The organism is Arthrobacter sp. TJ-178 (assembly GCF_058269275.1).
On the sequence record NZ_JBZCNK010000004.1, the window covers coordinates 290,824 to 313,291 of the forward strand.

The following is a 22,468-nucleotide window of genomic DNA, read 5'->3' on the forward strand; positions in this document are numbered from 1 at the left end:
TCAGCCCGGTCAGTCAGCCCGGTCAGCCGAGGACGGAGGCCGAACGGATCAGGACATGGCCGCGCGGCATGCTCAGGCGTGTCCAGCGGCCGCAGTGGAAGACGGCAGCCTGTCCCTCGGTGTTGGCAGGCAGGAAGCCCAGCGTCAGTGCCGCAAACGCGGCCCCGGCCGGAATGGACGCGCTGACTTCCGGCAAACGCTGGCCCCACACGGCGCCGCGGGCAGTGTTGACCACCGGCGCTCCGGAGCTGGCCGGAACCAGCGCCGCCACTTCCCTGATCCCGCGGTGGGCAGCCTGTTCCAGCAACTTGTGGGGAACATCCTCCCCGCGCTCCCATCCGCTGCGGGGCGCACCCACCCCGGTCCAGCTTTCGGTGACGGTCATGGGCGGGACCGGAAGCACGGTGTCGGACTCCCCCATGCGGGCCAGCCGGTCCGCAACGGAAGCCAGGGACACCGCGGTGTCGAGCTGCGCCGGCGACGCCAGGGGCATGGTCCGCATCCCCAGCACGGTGGGCACATCCTCCCCCAGTACCCGCGGGCGCAGGGTGCACACATAGGCAGCGAGCACCGAGCCCACGGCCTGAAGGCGCACGGCACCGTCATCGGCGGCACGCGCGCGGACCACGAAGGTCCGCAGATCGGCTGCGACCTGGGGATCCGCCAGGACCAGCTCGGTTGACGCCGTCATCGGTTAACCTCGCTCGCCCGGAACGGAACAGGTTCCCCGCGCCAGCCCTCCAACACCCGGATCTGCATATCGGACAGGGCTGTCGGACGCCCCGTGTCCGCATCAGCCATCACCAGCGTGCACTCGGCGTAGGCATAGACCCTGCCGCCGTCGTCGTCGGCAATCCGGAACCCGTACGTCAGGCTGGAAGCACCGATGCCCGTCACCCACACTTCAACCCAGACAGGTTCCGGCCGGTAAACCAGCGGGGCGCGGTATTCGATTTCCTGGCGGGCCACCAGCGTCATCCCGGTGCGGGACGTCACCGAACGGAAGCTCTCAGCCGGATTATCCGGCGACAAATCCGCACCCAGCGGCAGCAGACCCAGGCGCACCCGCGCCTCTTCCAGGAATTGGACAAAGCGCACGTTGTTCACGTGCCCGTTGGAATCCTCGTCGCCAAAGCGCAATTGGAGGGGGAAACGGTTGATAGGCATTCACCTATCCTCTCAAACCCTGCAGGCTGCAGTGCATTCCTGTCCGGCTTGGGCCGAACCGGCGGGAACGTCTAACCTCGAAGAGGGCCCGGGCGCTTTCCGGGGCCTTCACCACCGCATGAAATTTGTCCTAGGAGACTAACCACCCATGGCTGACACCGCCGATCCCACTGCTTCCCTGCTGAGCCTGCTGAACCTCAGCCCTGCCGACGGCGCGCAGACCGACGAAGACATCTTTGTGGGCGGATCCCAACCGGAGCCGCGCAAACGCGTCTTCGGCGGACAGGTGCTGGGCCAGTCACTCATTGCCGCGGCACGCACCGTGGAACCCGGCCGCCTGATGCACTCCATGCACGGCTACTTCCTGCGCCCGGGAGACACTGAGATTCCCATCACTTTTGGCGTGCAGCGCCTGCGGGACGGGCGGTCCTTTTCAGCCCGCCGGACGCATGCCTACCAGAACGGCAAGCCCATCCTGTCCCTGATTGCATCCTTCCAGGAACCCGATGAGGGCCTGGACCATCAGGTTGAGATGCCGGAAGGCATTCCGGAGCCGGAGTCCCTGCCCACCACGGCGGAGCTGCTCGAAGGCATCGACCACCCCGTAGCCAAGGCCTGGTCCCATCAGCGGCCCATGGACATCCGCCACGTGGAAAAGTCCGTGTACTTTGAAGCCGCACCGGAACGGGTGGCCCGCAACGCCGTATGGATGAAGACGTTCGGCCCCATGCCCGATGACCAGAATCTGCACCGCGCCGCTCTCGCCTATGCCAGTGACTACACGCTGCTGGAATCCATCCTGCGGCGGCACGGCCTGCCCTGGTCCACCCCGGGCATGTCCATTGCCAGCCTGGACCATGCCATGTGGTGGCACCGGCCCCTGCGCATGGACGACTGGCTGCTGTACGTCCAGGAATCGCCGAGCGCTTCCGGAGCCCGGGGCCTGGCCAGCGGGCGAATCTTCAACCGCGCCGGAGAACTCGTTGCCACGGTTGCCCAGGAAGGCATGCTCCGCGTTCCGGAAAAGCAGTAACATCCCGGACCTGAACCAAAAAGAACCCGCCCCGTGCGTACACGGGGCGGGTTCTTTTTGTCCAGCGGGTCTGACTAGTCGCGGGTCAGACGGCGGTGGGTCACGCGGTGCGGTGTTGCCGCATCCGGGCCCAGCCGCTCAATCTTGTTCTGCTCGTAGGCCTCGAAGTTACCCTCGAACCAGTACCAGTTCGCCGGGTTTTCCTCGGTGCCTTCGTAGGCCAGGATGTGGGTGGACACCCGGTCCAGGAACCACCGGTCGTGAGAGACAACCACGGCGCAGCCCGGGAATTCCAGCAGGGCGTTTTCCAGGCTGGAGAGGGTTTCCACGTCCAGGTCGTTAGTGGGCTCATCGAGCAGGAGCAGGTTTCCGCCCTGCTTCAGGGTCATCGCCAGGTTCAGGCGGTTGCGCTCACCACCGGAGAGCACCCCGGCCTTCTTCTGCTGGTCCGGGCCCTTGAACCCGAAGGCGGAGACGTAGGCGCGGGAAGGCATTTCCACCTGGCCGACCTGGATCCAGTCGTGGCCTTCGGACACAACCTCCCACAGGCTCTTCTCCGGGTCGATGCCGCCGCGGGACTGGTCAACGTAGGAGATCTTGACGGAGTCACCGATCTTCAGTTCACCGCCGTCGAGCTCTTCCAGGCCAACGATGGTCTTGAACAGCGTGGACTTACCCACACCGTTGGGGCCGATCACGCCGACGATGCCGTTGCGCGGCAGCGAGAAGGACAGGCCGTCAATGAGCTGGCGGTCGCCGAAGCCCTTCTGCAGGTCCTTGGCCTCCAGCACCAGCGAACCCAGGCGCGGTCCCGGCGGGATCTGGATTTCTTCGAAGTCCAGCTTGCGGGTGCGGTCTGCCTCGGCTGCCATTTCCTCATAGCGGGCAAGGCGCGCCTTGGACTTGGTCTGGCGGCCCTTCGCGTTGGAACGGACCCAGTCCAGTTCCTCGGTGAGGCGCTTGGCCAGCTTCTGGTCTTTCTTGCCCTGGACTTCCAGACGGGCGCGCTTCTTCTCCAGGTACGTGGAGTAGTTGCCCTCGTACGGGTACAGGTGACCGCGGTCCACTTCAGCAATCCACTGGGCCACGTGGTCCAGGAAGTACCGGTCGTGGGTCACGGCCAGAACAGCACCGTGGTAGGCGGAAAGGTGCTGCTCAAGCCAGAGCACGCTTTCGGCGTCCAGGTGGTTGGTGGGCTCATCGAGGAGCAGCAGGTCCGGCTTCTGCAGCAGCAGCTTGCACAGTGCCACCCGGCGGCGCTCACCGCCGGAGAGCAGGGTGACGTCGGCATCGGCCGGCGGGCACCGGAGGGCATCCATGGCCTGCTCGAGCTGGGAATCGATGTCCCAGGCGTCGGCAGCGTCGATGGCTTCCTGCAGCTTGCCCATTTCATCCAGCAGGCTGTCGAAGTCCGCATCGGGCTCCGACATTGCCTCAGAGATTTCGTTGAACCGCTGAATCTTGGCATAGATCTCGCCAACGCCCTCCTGGACGTTGCCGAGTACGGTCTTTTCCTCATTCAACGGCGGTTCCTGGAGCAGGATGCCCACGGAGTAGCCGGCGCTGAGCCGGGCCTCGCCGTTGGAGGGGGTGTCCAGGCCGGCCATGATCTTGAGGATGGTGGACTTACCCGCACCGTTGGGACCCACCACGCCGATCTTGGCACCTGGGAAAAAGGACATGCTTACGTCGTCGAGGATAACTTTGTCGCCAACAGCCTTGCGGGCCTTGGTCATCGTGTAGATAAATTCCGCCATACGTTCAAGGCTAGTGGGTCAACGGCGATAAGTGCCATTTGACCGCAGGCGTCCCTTCACGGGGTACAGCTGGCCGGCGCCCAAGGAACTACCGCTGGTCGCCCACGAAACAGAATCCGCTGTCGAGCCCCGGGAGCACGCTGACCGACACCTGGCCCTCCCGCACCTCGCCGAAGGTGCACGACCCCTGGTCCGCCGCGGCTCCCCGAATGGAATCCACGGCGAGGCCGGTGGGCGTCACGTCCAGCGACACTTCCACCGAATCGCCGGCAAACCCGGCTGCGATAAAAGCGTCCCGAATCATCGCCCGGTTAGGGCTGGGCTCCGCGGCTGCGAGCGCTTCCAGGGCCTCGGTCAGGCTTCGGGCCGTTTTGTCCCCAGTGGCCGGAGGTACCGTCTGCTGAACCCCCTCTATCTGAACTCCGCGGGCCGAGGCAGACGCGGAGGTCACGGCTGATGCCGAGTCCAGGGATGATGCGACGGGCGGGGTGGAAGGCGATGCCGGGGCCGCGGCGGGAGCAAGCAGGCCCACGGAGCTGAGCACCAGTACCGAAAGGACAACTCCGGGAAGCCTGCTGTTGCGGCGTACGCGAATCATCCGCCCATTCTGCCACGCCCCCGTCCCCCAGCCGCCGCAACCGGCGTCCCGGGCATCACGAACGGATCATCCGGCCCGTCTTCGGCAGCGGCAGCCCCGGTGCCCGAGGCACTCACAGCCTCAGATCCACTCCCGGCAGCAGTGGCATCAGCGGCGTCCCCGCCGATGCCGGCAATGCTGTGCAGGGGCTCGCCGGAGTCCGTTCCGGCCAGTTCCCCGGTCTCCAAATCCAGATCCGCCGGCAGGTCATCGGTTTCGGTTTCCCCAGCCCCCGAACCCGAATTTTCCTCCGCGGTGCCGGTTGCGGTTCGGTCCTGGACGTTGCGCCGGTAATTGGCGGTCCCCCACATGAGGTCGTGGCCGACGCTCTCGGCGTCGATATCCACCGAGGTGCCGCTCCTGCCGTCATCCGTGGCCCACTGCCGGACCTTGAGCCTGCCGGTCACGATCACCCGGTCCCCTTTGTGAATGCTGAAGGCCGCATTGGTGGCCAGCTGGCGAAAGAGGGAAACGGAATACCAGTTGGTCTGGCCGTCCGCCCAGCTGCCGGTGTCCCTGTCATACCGCCTTTCAGTGGTGCACATCCGGAATCCGGCTATCGCGAGTCCGCTGTCCGCAGTGGTGCTTCGAACGTCAGTGGCAACGTATCCCCGGATGGTGATGGTGTCGTTCATGTGCTTCCTGCCTGTCTGGGTCTCTACATCTGGGCCCGGAGTGCGGCCCGGAACTTCCCGGGCCGCACAAGATGTCGGGTGCCGGCGGGGGAAATCCAACGGCATGCCCCCAGTCTCAGCCCCGGCTTGCCCTCCGAGCTCCCCTCCCTCCGCGGCTGTGGACAACAGGCGCCCCGCCGCCCTTAGGAACAATCTGTGCAGGAGGAAGAGAGTCAGACAATAAGGACGGGGACATCAAACGATGCGGGCATCCAACAACGGGGCATCAAACAACTCGGGCATCAAACCAGGCGCAGTGATGACAGCGTGACGGGTCCGCGAAGCACCACCCGGAATTCCTCCCCGCCCTTGGGCAGCTCCAGGACCACATCCCCGCGGAAACCGTCAGGCACGGCAGCGGATGCACCGCCGTGTCCGGCCGGAATCCATCCTCCGGCCCCGTCCATCGCCTGGATTTCCACGCTGCCCCCGGCTGATCGGGCGACGTGAAGTTCCGCGGCGGAGGCTCCGGTGTCCGCCCAGCCCCGATACACGGCCCAGGCCGGGCGGAAGGGATCCGCCGGTGCCACCGCCGTGCCGGCGTCGCGGGTCTCGGGCACCAGCTCGAGGTTGCCGCAGGCGTCAAAACTCTCAGCCCGTACCGGCTTGCCGCTGGTGCGCATCGGGCTTCCCTCCCCGCCGACGTCGACCACTGCCTGCTGCGGCAGGTTTCCCGCGGAGGATCCCGCCAACAGGAGATACCTGCCCGGTTCCACCAGCATCCGGCCCGCGCTCACGCTGTATGTCTCGAAGGCATCGCTGCTGACGCTGATCCTCTCGGTCCGCCGCTCCCCCGGCTGCAGCAATACGCGGGCATAGGCCGCCAGGCGGCGGCGCGGAAAGTCGAAGCGGTGGCCCGGAGCAGCAACATAGAGCTGGATTACCTCGGAGGCCGGTCGCGGTCCGTCATTGGACACTGTGACGTCTACGTCCAGTGCCGCGCCTGCGGGCATGGCCGCACCCGGCTCCGACAGGACGCGCACGCCGTCGTAATGCACGCAGCCGTAGGAGAGCCCATGGCCAAACGGAAACAGCGGCTCCGCTTCGCTGTATTGATAGGTGCCTGCTGACGCGATGATGTCGTAATCCAGGATGTCCGGCAGGTCCGCGTCCGAGGCATACCAGGTCTGCGGCAGGCGCCCGGAGGGTTCAAGGTCCCCGGCCAGGACGGCGGCCAGCCCGCGGCCCAGCTCCTGCCCGCCGTGCGAGGACCACACCACGGCGGGCAGGTCGGCGAGCGCGCCGAGCGCATACGGATAGGAGGAGACGATGACCAGCACGGTGCGCGGGTTGGCTTCGCGGACGGCGCGGACCAGTTCGGCATCCGCAGGGGAAAGCTCCAGGGTCGTCCGGTCCAGTGTCTCCCGGCCGCCCAGGTGCGGATCGTTTCCCACGACGACGACGGCGACGTCCGCCGCCGCTGCCGCCCCTGACGCCGCGGGGATCCCGGCCTGCACGGTGCGCAGGATGAACCGGTCCGCATCCGCTTCGGTTCCCCGGATCAGTACGGCGCTGCCGGTATGGGCCTCGACGCGGATCCATTTTCCGGTGCCAATGTGCTGGATGGCCACGGTTGCGTCCGGTGCCCGGTGGAAGCGGAAAGTTTCCTGCACCTCCCAGCCGCCCACCCGTTCCGCCGACGGATACAGGTAGGAGCCGCCGGCCCCGCTCAGCAGCAGCCCGTTGGCTGCACTGCGCAGGGTCAGGTCTCCGTTGCCCCAGTCTTTAAGGCTGAAGCACTCCGGCTCACCTGGCGCGTCCGCGGAGGCTGTGAGGGAGGTGCGGGCATCGGCTGATCCCAGATACCTGCCGGTGCGCACACTCCTCAGGGCAATGGTGTCCGTTCCCTCCAGGATGCTGACGTGGTCGAAGCGTTCCGCAAGGGCGGCTCCGGGGCTGACCGTGTATTCGGGTGTTCCGCTGTACCAGTCAGTCAGGACCCTTGTGCCCAGCGTGCCGATCACCGCCACACGTCCGCCGACCGCTGAAAGCGGCAGGAGGGGAGCCGCAGGCTCAGCCTGTCCCGCAGGGGCGGAACCTTCTGCCGTCCGTGCGGCCGCGGGTTCGTTGCGCAGCAGAACCACCGACTTTGCCGCAGCCTCAGCGGCGAGGGCACGCGCGGAGATTCCCGCGGATTCGGGGGTGGCAGGTGTGGTGGTTGCAGCAGATGCTGCAGATACAGCCTTCTTCTGGCCGCTGAACTCCCCCGTCCGTGCGCGCAGCAGCAGCAGGCGCAGTACGCTGCGGTCGATATCAGCCTCCGAAAGCTGCCCGCTTTCGAGGGCCGCCAGCAGATAGCCCACGGTCGGCGCGGAGTTCTCGCCGTCGTCGGTGAAGTTGTCGACCCCGGCCAGGACGGCGGCGGCGTGGGCTGCCACGGCGTCGGGAAAGTATTTCTCCGCGGTGTACAGGCTGGTGGGCGCCCCCGCATCAGTGACCACCACCAGGTCCTCGCCCCCGGTCCACCGGCGCAGATGGTCCCGGACCAGGTCACTGACATGGGCCGGGCGCCCGTTGACCAGGTTGTAGGAGAGCATGACCGCTCCCACGTCCCCGCCCTCCACGGGAATGCGGAAAGCCGGGAGCTCATACTCGTGCAGCACCCGCAGCCGCAGCTGGGTGGAAGAAACGCTCCGGTCCGTTTCATTGTTGTAGCCCAGGAAGTGTTTCAGGGTGGGAACCGTCTCCCACCGGTTCCCCTCTCCGCGCAGGCCGCTGCAGTACGCGGCGGCAAGCAGGCCGGTGAGCCGCGGGTCCTCGGAAAATCCTTCCTCATTGCGGCCCCAGAGCGGATGCCGCAGCGGGTTGACCACCGGCGCCCACACGTTGAGGCTCACGGTGGGATCGAGCATCTTTTTGGTGCGCACTTCAGCTGCCACAACGCGTCCCACCCGCCGAATCAGATCTTCGTCCCAGGTGGCAGCCAATCCGACGGTCTGGGGAAACACCGTGGCCGTTCCGAGCCAGGCCACACCGTGGGCAGCTTCCGTGCCGGTGCGGAACTCGGCCAGCTCCGGATCGTCCAGCTGAGGCGAGTGTTGGTGGAGCAGTGCGGCCTTTTGGCTCACCGTCAGTGCCGCGAGGAGCGATTCGGGCGTACGGGGTGCCGGGGGTGTTGCCATGTGGTCTTCCAATCATTGGTATTTGTCGAACCGCTTCTCCGGATGGAGCACCCGCTTTTCCGCTTCTGCAGCGTTGAAAAGTGCCGGTGGTGCGCTGAAGTACTGCCATCCTACGGCGTGTCACAAATCACACGAGATGCTTGCATCCGACCCATGCCTGCTTTATGGTCAACTCAATCGAATCGCTTCGATACTATTCACGGTCGTGATCACGCCGATCACCCGCCCCGCCTTCTGACCACAAAGGAGTGGACCATGCCGCTCAACAGATCCACGCGCAATCATCCGCAAACCACGCAGCCGGGCACCGCAGCGTTCCTCCTGGGCCAGCTTGGCCAGCGCCCGGTGAACCGCCGCTCCTTTCTGGGACTCCTGGGCGGCGTCGCGGTGGCAGCCAGCATCCCCGCCGCGCTGACAGCCTGCGGCAGCGGAAGCTCGACCACCCAGATCACTTCCTCCTCGGGATTGGGCGAGAGCATCGCCAAGCTCATCCCCAACTACTATCCGATTGACCTCGTCACGCCGGACATTGCCGGCGTCAACGGCTCCACTCCCGGTTTCACCACCGTCCCGGCTCAGCTGACAAAGTCAGTTGCCTCCACTCCGGGTAAGGGCGGAACCTACACGGCCATGTCACCCGCCTGGTGGTCGGTTCCACCCGCGGCCCCGGGCAACAGTTACTACGCAGCGGTGAACAAGGAACTGGGCGCCACCATCAACTTTCAAGTCAATGACGGCAACACTTACGGCGACAAGATCCAGACCGTGCTGGCCTCGCCCAAGGATGTTCCGGACTGGGTGGTCATTCCCTCCTGGAACCTGCCGCCCCGGTTTGGGCAGGCGGCCGAAAACCTGTTCGCAGACCTGTCCGAATACCTCGCAGGAGACAAGGTCAAGAAATACCCCAACCTTGCGAACCTTCCCACCGATGCCTGGAAATACAGTGTCTTCAGCGGCGGGCTCTACGGCTTGCCCTACCCCGGCACCCTGCTCAACGACGCCCTCTTCTTCCGGGCTGATCTGTTCGAAGAACTGGGGCTGGAGCAGCCCACCTCAGCGGCTGAATATCTGGAGGTCGCCAAGGAAGCCACCGATGCGTCCAAGAACCGGTGGGGATCGGAAGACGTCTGGAACCTGGCGCAGATCATGCACGGCGTAGTGCCGATGTGGAAGGAAGTGGACGGGAAACTCCAGCACAAGCTGGAAAGCGACGAGTACCGCGCCGCCCTGGAATGGACCGCCCAGCTCTTCGCTTCGGGAGCCGTCCACCCGGATGCCGTGGCCGGAAACACCCAGATGGCAAAGTCCCGCTTTGAGTCCGGCGCCACGCTGATGGCCGGCGACGGCCTGGGCAGCTGGCATGAGGCCCTAGCCCGGGTGCTGCCCACCAACCCCAACTTCCGGATGCAGGCCATGGACTATTTTGCGCCCGACGGCGGCAAGCCGGCCCTGTTCAAGGCCTCCCCCGCCAGCATCTTCAGCTTCATCAAGAAAACCGACGACCCGGCGAAAATCGAAGAAATCCTGGCCCTGGCCGATTACATGGCCGCACCCTTCGGCACGGTGGAAAACCAGCTCATCGTCAACGGCGTCGAGGGGGTCCACTATGAACTGGATGACCGGAACATTCCACAGGCCACGGACAAGGGGCGCAACGAGGTCACCAGCACCTACGCCTTCCTGGTCAGCCCGCCGGTGGTGAACTCCATGGTGCAGTACCCCGGGTACGTCCAGGAGCGCAGCGAATGGGAAGCGCGGCAGGCCCCCAACGTGCAGGAAGGCCTGTTCTTCGGCATGCAGATCCAGGAAGACACCAAGTATGCGTCCCTGGGCGCGCCCTTTGACGACCTGGCGAAGGACATCGTCCGCGGCCGCAAAAAGATGTCCGACCTCGACTCCGCGCTGGCAACGTGGAAGAAGTCCGGCGGCGATGAACTGCGCGACTTCTACGCCGGCTTCCTCAGCGCCTGATGAGCGACAGTGCTCCCACCTCCGTGGATCCGGCCGTGCGCAGCGTGACGGCCGGTGCGCCAGGTGCGCCCGCCCCGGCACATATTAAGGACGCACCCCGGAAACCCGGCAAGGTCCCGCCCGCCCGAAGGCTGAGCCTCGGAACCAGGCTGCGGCGGGACCGTTCGATGCTGCTGATGACGCTTCCCGCCGTCGCACTGCTGGTGGTTTTCGCCTATATCCCGATCCTGGGCAACATTGTTGCCTTTAAGGACTACTCACCGTTCATTGGAATAGGTAACAGCCCCTGGGTGGGCCTGCAGAACTTTGCCCGGGTGTTCACCGATCCGGGCTTTTATCTGGCGGTAAAGAACACCCTGGTGATTACTGCCTTCCAGCTGGTGTTCTTCTTCCCCGTGCCGATTGCCCTGGCGCTGCTGCTGAATTCGCTGGTGCGCCCGGGCCTGCGCGCCACCATCCAGGCCGTTGTCTACCTGCCCCACTTCTTCTCCTGGGTGCTTGTGGTTTCGATCTTCCAGCAGATCTTCGGCGGCGCCGGACTGCTCAACCAGCTGCTCGGATCCAGGGGCTGGGGCGGCATGGACATCATGACCAACCCGGACACCTTCCTCTTCCTCATTACGTCACAGGCCATTTGGAAGGACGCCGGCTGGGGCATCATCGTATTCCTCGCAGCACTGAACGCCATTGATCCGGCGCAGTATGAAGCGGCGGCCGTGGACGGCGCCAACCGCCGGCAGCGGCTGTGGCACATCACCCTGCCCGGACTGCGGCCGGTGATCATCCTGCTGCTGATCCTGAGGCTGGGCGATGCCCTGTCAGTGGGCTTTGAGCAGCTCATACTTCAGCGCGATGCGGTGGGTTCCGGCGCCTCGGAGGTACTGGACACCTTTGTCTACTATACGGGTGTGCAAAACGGCGACTGGAGCTACGCGGCAGCTGCCGGGCTGATCAAGGGCCTGGTGTCCCTGGGACTGATCCTCGGGGCTAACAAGATTGCCCATCTGATGGGCGAAAACGGGGTGTATTCAAAGTCATGACAGTTCTCATGGAAGACAAGGCCCGCGGGCGCTCCACCAGGCCGGCCTGGGAGGAGGAACCTTCCACTGCCGGCAAGATCACCAAAGCCGCAGTACTGGTTGCCGTGGTCCTGGCAGTCCTCGGTCCGCTCTACACCATTGTGCTGACGAGCCTGTCATCACAGGCCACCATCACCGGGGCCGGCGGGCTGGTCCTTATTCCGGACGGGATCACGTTTGATGCCTACCGCCAGATCCTCGACGGCGGAGTGGTGACCCGGGCGGTGGCGGTGAGCGTGGGCGTCACAACAGTGGGAACGGTGCTGAGCATGGTTGTTTCCGTCCTCTGCGCCTATGGCCTGTCACGGCCGGGAACCTTCGCCCACACCCCCATCCTGTTCACTCTGCTGATCACCATGTTCTTCGGAGCCGGGATGATTCCGACCTACCTGCTGGTATCGGGGCTGGGGCTGATCAACTCCTACTGGGCGCTCATCCTTCCCGGTGCCGTTTCCGTCTTCAACATCATCATCCTGCGCGGATTCTTCATGGGAATTGACCAGGGAATCCTGGACAGTGCGCGCATAGACGGTGCCAGCGAATGGCGGATCCTGGCCCAGATTGTGCTGCCCATGTCCAAGGCGGTTACCGCCGTGATTGCCCTGTTCTACGGGGTGGGCTACTGGAACGCGTTCTTCAACGCCATCCTCTACATCAACGACAGCTCCAAGAACCCGCTTCAGGTGGTGCTCCGCTCCTACGTGCTCCAGGGCGTGTCGGTGCCGGGCCAGATTGACGTGGGGCAGGGTGTCGCAGCGTCGCTGGCGCTGCAGATGGCCGTGATCGTGATTGCGATGATTCCCATCCTCTTCGTCTATCCCTTTGTCCAGAAGCACTTCACCAAGGGCGTCATGATCGGTGCGGTCAAGGGTTGAGGATCCGGAGCAAAGCCGCGGCGGTCCCCCGTGCGGAAGCTGCGCGATCAGCGCACAGGCGGGGCCGCCGTCGTTCCCCGGATATCGAGGGCCGGAACGATCAGCCGCATTTCCACGGGTTTGTCCGCATTCAGCCGGTGCATCACCATTTCCACCGCGGCACGTCCGATGTCCGTTGCCGGGATACTGACAGCCGTCCAGGGGTGCAGAGATGCCGTGGCCACATCCGAGGGAGCTACGGCCACCACCGAAACGTCCTTCGGAATACTCAGGCCCAAACCGCCGAGGGCTTCACGCAGCATCGGCACCAGCCATTCGTTGTGCACCACGAGTCCGGTGACCGCCGGGCCCGCCGCTCCGGCCCCAAAGAGCTCGTCCAGAACGCCGGACAGGTCTGCGGAGGTGGCGCCGCAGGCATGGAGGCTGAAGCTGATGTCCGAACTGCGGCAGGCCTGCTCGAAGCCGGCAGCGGCGCGGTCGGCATAGGTGGCGTGGCGGGCGAGGGACGCCGGCGGGGATCCGATGAAAGCGATGTGCCGGTGGCCCAGGCCGGCCAGATGCTGCACGGCAATCCGGGACGCAGCGGCAAAATCGAAATCCACGCAGCTCAGGCCCTGGGCGTTGTCGGGAACACCAATCAGCACGGCGGGTTTGCGCAGCTTGGCCAGCCGCGGGATCCGCGGGTCGGCGGCCTCGATGTCCATCATGATCAATCCGTCCACCATCGACTGGGAGGTCACACGCTCAATACCGCCGGCGTCTTCCTGGGTCAGCAGCAGCACATCCTGGTTGAACTCCCGGGCGGCAGAGACGACGGCGGCAACAAACTGCATCACAACGCTCACGTTGACGTCCGCGCGCAGCGGCGCCATCAGACCCAGCACATTGGACCTGTTGGAGGCCAGGGAACGGGCGCCGGCATGCGGGCTGTAGCCGAGCGTGTCGATTGCCTCCTGCACCTGGCGGCGGGTCTGCTCGGAGATGCTGCGTTTGCCGCTGAGCACGTAGGAGACGGTGCTCGCGGAGACGCCCGCAGCGCGGGCCACATCACTCATGGTGGGCATCGGCGCAGTTCCTCCTTCACCGCCCGACGCCGTCAGGCGGGGCAGATGTGCTGTCAGCCGTCGAAACTTTCGACAACTTCTTCTCCAAAATCCTAGCCGCACAAGGGCACTTGCCGGTCTTTTTCCCGTAATTGCAACACAGAAAGTCGAAATGATTCGATGAACTCTCTTCCCGGTATCAACGGCCCCTCCGACGGCCTGCGCTACGGCGCCGACTACAACCCGGAGCAATGGCCCGAAGAAACGTGGCCCGAAGACATCGCCCTCATGCAGGATGCCGGCATCAATCTTGTGACCGTGGGCGTCTTCAGCTGGGCACAGCTGGAACCCGTGGAGGGACAGTGGAACTTCGGCTGGCTTGACCGCGTACTGGATCTGCTGCATGAGGGCGGCATACAGGTGGATCTGGCGACCCCCACCGCGTCCCCGCCGCCCTGGCTGGGCCACCGGTACCCCGAAACACTCCCCCAGGACGCCGACGGCCACACCCTCTGGTACGGCTCCCGCAACCAGTTCAACCCCTCCTCGGACAAATACCGGAAGGCGGCCGCTGCCGTTACCGAAGCCCTGGCCGCGAGGTACTCCTCCCATCCCGCCGTCGCCATGTGGCACGTCGGAAACGAATTGGGGCAGGTCAGCTTCGACGATGAAAGCGCAGGCGCTTTCCGGCGCTGGCTGCAGGAACGCTACGGCACCCTCGAGGAGCTCAACCGGGCCTGGGGCACCGCCTTCTGGAGCCAGCGCTATTCAGCCTGGGAGGAGATCCTTCCACCGCGCCGGGCACCCTACATCGGCAATCCCGCACAGAGCCTGGATTTCAAGCGCTTCACCTCCAACGAGCTGCTCTCCCTCTACCGCCTGCAGCGGGACATTATCCGCAGGCATGACCCGCACCATCCGGTGACCACCAACTTCATGGGTTTCTTCCGCGGTGCGGACTATTTTTCCTTCGCACCAGACATCGATGTGGTGGCCAATGACTGGTACACGGATCCCGCCGACACGGGCTCCCGGGAGCTTGGTTCGCTCACCCACGATCTCTGCCGCGGGCTCGGCGGCGGCCGTCCCTGGCTTCTGATGGAATCCGCAACGTCGGCCGTGAACTGGCGCGGCCACAACGTCCCCAAGGCGCCGGGGACGCTTCGCCTGGATGCGCTGTCGGCGGTCGCGAGGGGCGCTGACGCCGTGTGCTTCTTCCAGTTCCGGCAATCGGCTGCAGGAGCGGAAAGGTTCCATTCGGCAGTGGTGCCGCTGGCCGGCGCGGACACCCGGGTTTACCGCGAAGCCGCAGCCCTGGGGGCAGAACTGCAGCGGCTGGCGCCGGTCGCGGGAACATCCGTTCCGGCGCGCATCGCCGTCCTCTTCGACTGGGAGAGCTGGTGGGCCGCCGAGGAGAGCGCCCGCCCCTCCGAACGGCTGCGCGTCATGGACCAGATGCTCTCCTTCTACCGGCCCCTGCGCAGGCACGGCATCACCGTGGAGGTAGTGCATCCCGGCGCGGACCTGGACGGGTTTGCCCTGGTGCTGGTGCCGAACCTGTTCCTCCTGCGGGACGACCATGCGCAGGCGCTGGATCAGTATGTCCAGGGCGGGGGTGCCCTGTTCGTCGGGCCGTTCAGCGCGGTGGCGGACGAAAACGCACGCCTGGCCACCGGCCGCTTTCCGGCCGTTCTGCACAAGTGCCTGGGTGCCAGCGGCGAGGAGTGGGTTCCGCTTCCCGAGCCGTGCCCCGTCACCTTTTCCGGGGGCGCCCATGCTCCCGCTGAGGCGCAGTTTTGGGGTGAGGACCTGCGTCTGGACGGTGCCCACGCTGTGGCATCTTTTGCCGGCGGACCACTCAAGGGCAAGCCCGCGCTGACACACCACCGCTGGGGTGCGGGCCAGAGCTGGTATCTGGGAGCGGACCTGGACGACGCCGCCATGACGGCGGTGCTGCTGGCTGCGCTCCGCGCTGCCGGCATCCGGCCTGCATTTCCGGAGGCACTGCCCGGGGACGTGGAGGCAGTGGTCCGCGGACAGTGGCTGTTCCTGCTCAACCACGGTCCGCTGGGGCACACCCTCCGGCTCCCGGGACCGGCTGTTGACCTCCTCACGGGCCGGGAGGCCGGCCCGCTCCTGGAGCTGCAGCCCTACGGCGCCTGCGTACTTGACGCAGCAGATTACTTCTTGAACGACGACGACGGAGATGAAGGAACGCAATGAAATTCACTGATGGATACTGGCTGCCCAAGCAGGGCATGAGCGTTCTGCGCCCGCGGGACATCTCCGCAGTGGAGGTCGACGGCGACCGGCTGGCGATCTATGCGCCCACGCAGAAGATCAACGGACGCGGAGATGCACTGAATTGTCCGCAGATCACCGTCACCTTCGAGTCTCCCCTGGACAACGTTATCGGCGTGACCATTGAGCATTTCCAGGGCGGAGTGCACCGGGGACCGGACTTTGAGCTTTACCCGTCGCCGGGGCCGGTCAAGATCGTGGAGGACGAATCCCATGTCACCTTCACTTCCGGCGATGTCAGCGCACGGATAAGCACGGCCGGAGACTGGCAGGTGGACTTCACCGCAAACGGCCGGACACTCACTTCCTCGGTGCCCCGCAGCATTGGAGTCATCACCGACCGGGAGGGGAAGACCTTTGTCCACGAACAGCTGAGCCTGGGCGTCGGAACGAATGTCTACGGGCTGGGCGAGCGTTTCGGCGCCTTCACCAAAAACGGGCAGTCCATCGATATCTGGAACGAGGACGGCGGCACCTCAAGCGAGCTGGCCTACAAGAATGTCCCCTTCTACCTCACCAATGACGGTTACGGCGTCTTCGTGAACCAGCCGGAGCGGGTGTCCTTCGAGATTGGTTCCGAGGTGGTGTCCCGGACCCAGTTCAGCGTCGAGGGGCAGCGCCTGCAGTATTTCCTGATCTACGGTCCCACGCCAAAGGACATCCTGCGCCGGTACACCGAGCTCACCGGCCGTCCCTCCCGGCTGCCGGCCTGGTCCTACGGACTGTGGCTGTCCACCTCCTTCACCACGGACTACGACGAGGACACCGTCATGTCCTTCATCGACGGCATGGAAGAGCGCAGCCTCCCCCTGTCCGTGTTCCATTTCGACTGCCACTGGATGCGGGCCTTCCACTGGAGCGATTTCGTGTGGGACCCGCAGACCTTCCCGGATCCCGAAGGCATGATCCGGCGCCTCCATGCCCGGGGGCTCAAGGTGTGCGTCTGGATCAACCCCTACATTGCGCAGCGGTCGCATCTGTTCGCCGAGGGCCGGGACAAGGGGTATCTGGTCAAACAGGCCGACGGATCCCTCTGGCAGTGGGATATGTGGCAGGCCGGCATGGCACTGGTGGACTTCACCAATCCGGAGGCGGTCCAGTGGTACCAGGACCAGCTGCAGGTGCTGCTGGGGCAGGGAGTGGACTCCTTCAAGACAGACTTCGGCGAGCGCATCCCCACGGACGTGGTGTGGCATGACGGTTCGGATCCGCAGCGGATGCACAACTATTACGCGCAGCTGTACAACCAGAGCGTCTTTGACCTGCTCACCGCCGAGCGGGGGGAAGGCGAAGCCGTACTCTTCGCCCGCTCAGCCACCGCGGGCGGACAGAAGATGCCGGTGCACTGGGGCGGCGACTGCGAGTCCACCTTCACCGCCATGTCCGAATCGCTGCGCGGCGGACTGTCGCTGTCGTCGTCGGGCTTTGGCTTTTGGAGCCACGACATTGGCGGGTTCGAGGGAACGCCGGAACCGGAGCTGTTCAAGAGGTGGATCGCCTTTGGACTGCTGTCCTCACACTCGCGGCTGCACGGATCCAATTCCTACCGGGTCCCCTGGCTGGTCGACGACGAGTCCAGCGACGTCCTGCGCCACTTCACCATGCTGAAGATGCGGCTTATGCCGTATTTGCTGAAGACGGCGGAGCAGGCGCATTCCGAGGGAACTCCTCTGATGCGCCCCATGTTCCTTGAATTTCCGGAGGACCCCGGCTGTGCGCAGCTGGACCGCCAGTACATGCTCGGGCCGGACCTTCTGGTGGCCCCCGTCTTCACCCCCGGGGGTTCGGTGTCCTTCTACCTTCCCGAAGGCACCTGGACCCATCTGGAATCCGGTGAGCAGCTCCAGGGCGGGCGGTGGCACACCCGGACCTACTCCGTGCTGGAAGCCGCATTGTTTGTGCGCCCGGGAACCGTGCTTCCGATGGGAACCGTGGAAGACCGGCCGGAGTATGACTGGGCCCGAGAGGTGGAATTCCGGGCTTTCCAGGTTCCGGACGGAAAACACCCTGACGTGGTGCTGCCCGGTTCCAGCGGAAACAGTGTCCGCTTCGCCGTGACGGTCAGCGGGGGTGCGGTGTCCGCGGAAGCGGTCTGACCCGGCGGTCTGAACTGGCGGGGGGGGGACGACGGCGGGCGGGCGGCGAAGCCCGGTTCGTTTGAGTCCGGTTCGTTTGAGTCCCCCCGGCGCGACTCGAACGCGCAACCTACGGATTAGAAGGCCGTTGCTCTATCCATTGAGCTACGGGGGGCAACCAAACGATGATACTACGGCTGGGGGAGGAGCCCTTGGACCGCCGCGCCCTGACGCCGCGCCTGTCTCCGCGCGGCATCCGTCCTTCACTCCCCCTGTTTTCCTCCCCTTTTTTCCGCCTCATTCCCCGCCTCAAAAAGATTTCTCCTGAAGTTGAATCCAAACCCGGCCCCCCGCAGGTAAAGCAGGTGTAAGCATCACCACACCTTCGCTGCCGGCGAAGAAGCCAACATCAAGGAGACACCATGCGTAAGACCGCCACCGCCCTCGCAGCAGCAGCAGGTTTGACTGCTGCAGTGGGCTTTATGACCCCTGCCGCAGCTGCGGACACCGCCGAGCTCTCTGTCCTGCATGCGATCCCCGACACCACCGTGGACGTGTACGTCAACGGTGCACTCACCCTGGACGACTTCACCCCGGGGACACTTGCCGGACCGCTTGACCTGCCCGCCGGCAGCTACGCGCTGGCCATCACTGCGCCGGACGCCGCAGATGCTTCGGCTCCGATCATTGGACCGGTAAACGTCAACCTGGCTGCCGGCGGAAACTACACCGCCGTGGCCAACCTCGACGCCTCCGGTGCACCGACGGCGAACTTCTACACCAACGACCTTTCCACGGTGGCTCCGGGCAAGGCACACCTGACGGTGCGCCACGACGCCGCAGCACCTGCCGTGGACGTCCTGGCCAACGGAGCCCCGGTCATCACCAACCTGGAAAACCCGGGAGAGAAGACGCTGGCCGTGGACGCCGGAACAATCTCCGCGTCGGTAGCCGCAGCAGGAACCACTGCTCCGGTGATCGGCCCGGCCGATCTGACGCTGCCCGAAGGAACCCACACCTTCGTCTACGCGTGGGGATCGCTGGCCGACGGGAACCTCGCCCTTGCCACCCAGACAATCGGCGGCATGGAATCGGCTCCGAACGCCGTTCCGAGTGCGCTGGAAGCCTCTGAAGACGGCAACGGCGCAGCCCTTGCGGCAGGCGCCTCCGTGGCAGTGATGCTCCTCGTCGGCGCAGCCGCAGTGGCACGCCGCAACAACAAGGCAGCAGGGGCCCGGAACTAAGCACCCGGGATTTCCGCGGAACGGCGGCCGGAGCACACTTCCGGCCGCCGTTTCGCCCCCCTCTCCCCTCCCCGGAGCTGGAATTAACAGATCCCACCCTGGAAAGGACGTTTCACCCCATGCCGCATTCCGCCTCCGGGCGCAGATTTTGGGCCGGCGCAGCCCTAGTGGTTGCGTTGTCAGGCGGCTCTGCGGCCTGCTCCGGAGATACCAGCGGGCAGACTGAGCGGCTCCCCGCTGCCCAAACCTCTTCCCCCGCAACCTCGTCCCCCGCCCCTTCAGCACCGGCATCTTCCGCCCCGGCACCGGGAGCTTCCGCCCCGCAGACTGTCGCCGTCGATCCTTCCACCATCCCCATCCGCCCCGCGGTGCCGGAGGCCGAGGCCAGCGTGCCGCAGCCGGTACGCGTCACGGTGGACGGGACGGGGATTGATTTGGAGGTGGTTCCGGTGGGAGTCGAGGACAACGGAGCGATGACACTGCCCGACAACCACTATCAGGCGGGCTGGTACAAGTACGGACCGGCTCCCGGGGCTGCAGCCGGTTCCGCGGTTCTCGCAGCGCACGTCGATTCACGCACCGAGCAGCTGCCGATTGCCGGACTCAAGGACGTTGCGCCCGGCACCATCATCAATGTCACGAGGGAGGACGGCTCCATCCAGCGGTACGCTACCGAGGGTGTGGAGAACATCGCCAAGAAAACTCTGGACGGCCACCGCCTCTTCGAGCGCACCGGCGAGCCCCGGCTTAAACTGGTGACGTGCGGCGGTAAATGGCTCGAAGCGCAGGACGACTACGAAGATAACGTGGTCCTGACAGCGGCACCGGTATCATAGGGAAAACTGCCGACCCCCCTGGCGGGCCAACAGGCCCCGCAGCACGGGAGCGGCTTCCCGAGATCAGGAGTCCGCACCCGATGCCAGCCGGTTCCCCGGAGCAGGATGCCGCACTGGACCGTGCCTTCGCTTCCGGCAGCGAGGCTGCCCTCGCCGAGGCGTACCGGCGGTTTGCTCCCCTGGTCCGGTCCCTGGCCCTGCGGCGCCTCGCCGACGCCGCGGCCGCCGATGACGTGGTCCAGGAAGTTTTCATCCGGGCTTGGAAATACCGGGCCAGCTACTCGCCCGAGCGGTCCACCCTCCTTGCCTGGCTGGTGGGAATCACCCGAAACTTTGCGGTGGGCGTGGGAACCTCACGGACCCGCGAAGAGAGCATGTGGGAGGTGGCGGCATCGCAAAGGCGGGAAGAGGCCGACGACGGAGTCGGCAACCCGGACCGCGTCGCGGACAAGGTGGTGATCGAAGCGGAGCTGGACCGGCTCGGTGAACCGCAGGGATCCATCCTTCGGCTGGCCTTCCACGAAGACCTGACCCACCAGCAAATTGCGGACCGGCTCAAAATGCCGCTGGGAACCGTTAAAACCCATATACGCCGAAGCCTCGTCCATCTGAGGCAACGATTGGAGGTCAGTGATGCAGCACCTGCACGATGACGCGCTCACCCTCCTGGCGTTGGGTGAACCGGCCACCGACGAAGAACGTGCCCATCTGGACTCCTGCCCGCGCTGCCGGGCTGATCTGGGTTCCTTCGAGCGCGTGGTCACCGCCGCCCGGCTGGCGGGAACCGCGCAGGATGAAGGCGAAACGGCACCCGATTCCTCCGTCTGGGAGAACATTCACCGTGAACTGAACCTCGATGAAAGTCTTCGCGAAGATCCGCTGGCACCGGCGCACCAGCAGACCCCGCCGGCAGCGCGGCCGGCCGGTTCCACCGCCCCCGTGACGTCGCTTGCCGGCGCGCGGCGGCGCCGCACGGGTACCTGGCTGGCAGCGGCTGCAGCCGCCGTCGTCGTTGCCGCGGCGGGCACTTGGGGCGCGGTCCGCCAGGTCAACCAGCCGGGCCCGGAAGTGGTTGCCTCTGTGGATCTGACACCCCTCGCCGCATACTCCGACACCGGCAGCGCCGTCGTGGACCAGCTTCCGGACGGCAGGCGGGAACTCGTGGTGACCTCCAGCAGCAGTGAGGCACGGGGCTACCGCGAGGTGTGGCTGCTGGCCCCGGACGCGTCATCGATGGTCAGCGTGGGAATCATGGACGGCACCGAAGGCACCTTCGAGCTGCCTGCCGACCTGGACCTGAAGCAGTATCCCGTGGTGGACATCTCCGATGAACCGGATGACGGCAATCCCGCCCACTCCGGCGATTCGATTCTGCGCGGACAGCTGGACCTGTAGCGCAGGTCATCCGCAGCGGAAGAATCTGCAGCAACCGTTTCTAAGTGGAAAGAATGTATTAGTGGATGCCGGAACTGCCGGGGCCGTCATCGGTGCGTGGTTTTCAAAGGTCGCGGAAGGCTTTACCCGCGGCGATCCGCTGGAAGTGTCCTTGCCGGTTCTGCTGCTGATCGCCGCGGGCGCAGGCCTGCTGACTCTCCCCCGGGGTGTTTGGCGCTGGTTCGGGCTCTTCGTCACGTTTGTCCACGAACTCGGCCATGCCTTCGCCGCGCTGATGACCGGCCAGGTGGTCAAGGGAATCCAGCTGCACTTCGACCATTCCGGCCAGATGCGCAGCATGGGGCGCAGCCGTTTCGCAGCAGCGTGGACCGGGTTCTGGGGTTATCCCGTCCCGGCCGTAGTGGGTGCGCTCCTGATCTGGGCGGCGTTCACCGGCTGGGCGGGCTTTGCCCTCTCCGCGGGGGCATTGATCCTGCTGGCCGCACTGGTGTTCATCCGCAATGCCCAGGGGCTGCTCATCGCGTTCGGCTGCGCCGGCGTTTCCGTCCTGCTGGTGTGGTTTTCTTCGCCGTTTGCGGTCTCGTGCATCACGCTGGGGATCGGCATGGCACTGCTCGCGGGAGCGGTGCGGGACTGGCTGAACCTGCTCAGCGTCCACACCCGGCGCCGGAGGTCCCTGCAAAGCTCTGACGCCTTCATCCTGTACCAGCGCACCGGGCTGCCGTCGGGGCTGTGGCTGACGGCCTTTGCCGCAGTCATTGCGGCGTCAGCAGCAGCCGTCTTCTGGTGGGCCTGGCCGGTGTCCGTGTAGCGGAGGGATTCGGCTTAGGCCTGCTCGGGCAGCGTGATCCGCAGTTCCAGCCGGTGCTGGCCGTCTGGTTCCTGGGTGAAAACAGCCTTGCCGGCAATTCCTGCCAGCCCGTGAGTGCCTGAGCCCGGAATGATGTGGCCGGAGCTGGCCGTCGCCGTTCCCTCCGCCACGCCCCAGTGCTGGATCACCATGGTCCCTTCCCTGCCCGCAATCGATCCGGCGAAGACCTCGGAACACACATAACCGGCGCCGACGGCGTTGCCTGCCATGATGAGGTCCGCAACGCTGGTGCCGACAATGTCCCCTTCAAAAATCTTCACCGCGCGAACGGTGGAAAGTTCACTGTTGGTGCCCTCCACCTGATAAGGCGTGGGCTCCCACTGCGAGACATCAAAATCGGCCGTAATTACCTGTTCAATTCCGTCGGTCATCTTTCCAGTATCCCGTG

19 protein-coding genes and 1 tRNA gene are annotated in these 22,468 nt (G+C 65.4%); 11 read left to right on the forward strand and 9 right to left on the reverse strand.

Features of this window, described 5'->3' with window-relative positions:
• Positions 1 to 22 precede the first annotated feature (22 nt).
• Positions 23 to 691, reverse strand: coding sequence for a DUF8185 domain-containing protein (locus tag AC4D2Q_RS12990; RefSeq protein ID WP_490946828.1), 669 nt, complete (start codon positions 689 to 691; stop codon positions 23 to 25).
• Entirely contained in the window at positions 688 to 1,167 is a 480-nt protein-coding gene (locus AC4D2Q_RS12995) for an acyl-CoA thioesterase (RefSeq protein WP_490946830.1), read from the reverse strand. Before AC4D2Q_RS12995 ends, AC4D2Q_RS12990 begins: the two co-directional genes overlap by 4 nt.
• Positions 1,168 to 1,315: 148 nt before the next feature.
• On the opposite strand from AC4D2Q_RS12995, the gene AC4D2Q_RS13000 reads away from it, so the two are divergent.
• Positions 1,316 to 2,200 carry an acyl-CoA thioesterase gene (locus AC4D2Q_RS13000; RefSeq protein ID WP_490946832.1) on the forward strand — a complete coding sequence of 295 codons (885 nt, stop codon included), beginning with the start codon at positions 1,316 to 1,318 and terminating at the stop codon, positions 2,198 to 2,200.
• Positions 2,201 to 2,274: 74 nt separating this feature from the next.
• Here AC4D2Q_RS13000 and ettA read toward each other — a convergent pair whose 3' ends face one another.
• The 4 genes from ettA to AC4D2Q_RS13020 all read right to left on the reverse strand — a co-directional run bounded on the left by ettA (position 2,275) and on the right by AC4D2Q_RS13020 (position 8,390).
• Positions 2,275 to 3,957, reverse strand: a complete 1,683-nt coding sequence (gene ettA, locus AC4D2Q_RS13005; protein WP_490946834.1) for an energy-dependent translational throttle protein EttA — start codon at positions 3,955 to 3,957, stop codon at positions 2,275 to 2,277.
• Between the two features lie 88 nt (positions 3,958 to 4,045).
• Entirely contained in the window at positions 4,046 to 4,555 is a 510-nt protein-coding gene (locus tag AC4D2Q_RS13010) for a DUF6993 domain-containing protein (protein ID WP_490946836.1), read from the reverse strand.
• The gene (locus tag AC4D2Q_RS13015) at positions 4,552 to 5,229 is read right to left on the reverse strand and encodes a single-stranded DNA-binding protein (protein WP_490946838.1); all 678 of its coding nucleotides are present in this window, start codon (positions 5,227 to 5,229) and stop codon (positions 4,552 to 4,554) included. Before AC4D2Q_RS13015 ends, AC4D2Q_RS13010 begins: the two co-directional genes overlap by 4 nt.
• Positions 5,230 to 5,510: 281 nt before the next feature.
• Entirely contained in the window at positions 5,511 to 8,390 is a 2,880-nt protein-coding gene (locus AC4D2Q_RS13020) for a glycoside hydrolase family 3 C-terminal domain-containing protein (RefSeq protein ID WP_490946840.1), read from the reverse strand.
• Between the two features lie 255 nt (positions 8,391 to 8,645).
• Here AC4D2Q_RS13020 and AC4D2Q_RS13025 point away from each other — a divergent pair, with 255 nt between their 5' ends.
• Genes AC4D2Q_RS13025 through AC4D2Q_RS13035 form a run of 3 tightly spaced genes read left to right on the forward strand, consistent with a single transcriptional unit; the run spans position 8,646 to position 12,315 of the window.
• Positions 8,646 to 10,361 carry an extracellular solute-binding protein gene (locus AC4D2Q_RS13025; protein WP_490946844.1) on the forward strand — a complete coding sequence of 572 codons (1,716 nt, stop codon included), beginning with the start codon at positions 8,646 to 8,648 and terminating at the stop codon, positions 10,359 to 10,361.
• Positions 10,361 to 11,401 (forward strand): ABC transporter permease, encoded by a 1,041-nt coding sequence (locus AC4D2Q_RS13030; protein ID WP_490946846.1) that lies wholly within the window; start codon positions 10,361 to 10,363, stop codon positions 11,399 to 11,401. The genes AC4D2Q_RS13025 and AC4D2Q_RS13030 overlap by 1 nt, the downstream gene beginning before the upstream one ends.
• A complete protein-coding gene (locus tag AC4D2Q_RS13035; RefSeq protein ID WP_490925873.1) occupies positions 11,398 to 12,315 on the forward strand; it encodes a carbohydrate ABC transporter permease in 918 nt (305 codons plus the stop codon). Before AC4D2Q_RS13030 ends, AC4D2Q_RS13035 begins: the two co-directional genes overlap by 4 nt.
• 47 nt (positions 12,316 to 12,362) lie before the next feature.
• Here AC4D2Q_RS13035 and AC4D2Q_RS13040 read toward each other — a convergent pair whose 3' ends face one another.
• Entirely contained in the window at positions 12,363 to 13,379 is a 1,017-nt protein-coding gene (locus AC4D2Q_RS13040) for a LacI family DNA-binding transcriptional regulator (protein ID WP_490946848.1), read from the reverse strand.
• Between the two features lie 159 nt (positions 13,380 to 13,538).
• Here AC4D2Q_RS13040 and AC4D2Q_RS13045 point away from each other — a divergent pair, with 159 nt between their 5' ends.
• Complete coding sequence (locus AC4D2Q_RS13045) at positions 13,539 to 15,581, forward strand: beta-galactosidase (protein WP_490946850.1); 2,043 nt, start codon at positions 13,539 to 13,541, stop codon at positions 15,579 to 15,581.
• On the forward strand, positions 15,578 to 17,755 hold the full coding sequence (yicI, locus tag AC4D2Q_RS13050; RefSeq protein WP_490946852.1) for an alpha-xylosidase: 2,178 nt from the start codon (positions 15,578 to 15,580) through the stop codon (positions 17,753 to 17,755). Before AC4D2Q_RS13045 ends, yicI begins: the two co-directional genes overlap by 4 nt.
• An 81-nt stretch (positions 17,756 to 17,836) precedes the next feature.
• Here the strand turns inward: yicI and AC4D2Q_RS13055 are convergent.
• Positions 17,837 to 17,909: transfer RNA gene (locus AC4D2Q_RS13055), tRNA-Arg, on the reverse strand.
• Between the two features lie 247 nt (positions 17,910 to 18,156).
• On the opposite strand from AC4D2Q_RS13055, the gene AC4D2Q_RS13060 reads away from it, so the two are divergent.
• From AC4D2Q_RS13060 to AC4D2Q_RS13080, 5 genes are all read left to right on the forward strand, one after another.
• On the forward strand, positions 18,157 to 18,978 hold the full coding sequence (locus AC4D2Q_RS13060; protein WP_490925878.1) for a DUF4397 domain-containing protein: 822 nt from the start codon (positions 18,157 to 18,159) through the stop codon (positions 18,976 to 18,978).
• Between the two features lie 119 nt (positions 18,979 to 19,097).
• A complete protein-coding gene (locus tag AC4D2Q_RS13065) occupies positions 19,098 to 19,814 on the forward strand; it encodes a class F sortase (RefSeq protein WP_490946854.1) in 717 nt (238 codons plus the stop codon).
• 80 nt (positions 19,815 to 19,894) lie between these two features.
• Complete coding sequence (locus tag AC4D2Q_RS13070; protein WP_490925880.1) at positions 19,895 to 20,467, forward strand: RNA polymerase sigma factor; 573 nt, start codon at positions 19,895 to 19,897, stop codon at positions 20,465 to 20,467.
• Positions 20,448 to 21,209 carry an anti-sigma factor gene (locus tag AC4D2Q_RS13075; RefSeq protein WP_490946857.1) on the forward strand — a complete coding sequence of 254 codons (762 nt, stop codon included), beginning with the start codon at positions 20,448 to 20,450 and terminating at the stop codon, positions 21,207 to 21,209. Before AC4D2Q_RS13070 ends, AC4D2Q_RS13075 begins: the two co-directional genes overlap by 20 nt.
• A gap of 61 nt (positions 21,210 to 21,270) precedes the next feature.
• A complete protein-coding gene (locus tag AC4D2Q_RS13080) occupies positions 21,271 to 22,020 on the forward strand; it encodes a M50 family metallopeptidase (protein WP_490946859.1) in 750 nt (249 codons plus the stop codon).
• A gap of 14 nt (positions 22,021 to 22,034) precedes the next feature.
• On the opposite strand, the gene AC4D2Q_RS13085 is transcribed toward AC4D2Q_RS13080, so the two are convergent.
• Positions 22,035 to 22,451: a DUF3224 domain-containing protein gene (locus AC4D2Q_RS13085; protein WP_490925883.1), complete on the reverse strand. Its 417-nt coding sequence runs from the start codon at positions 22,449 to 22,451 to the stop codon at positions 22,035 to 22,037.
• Positions 22,452 to 22,468: the final 17 nt, after the last annotated feature.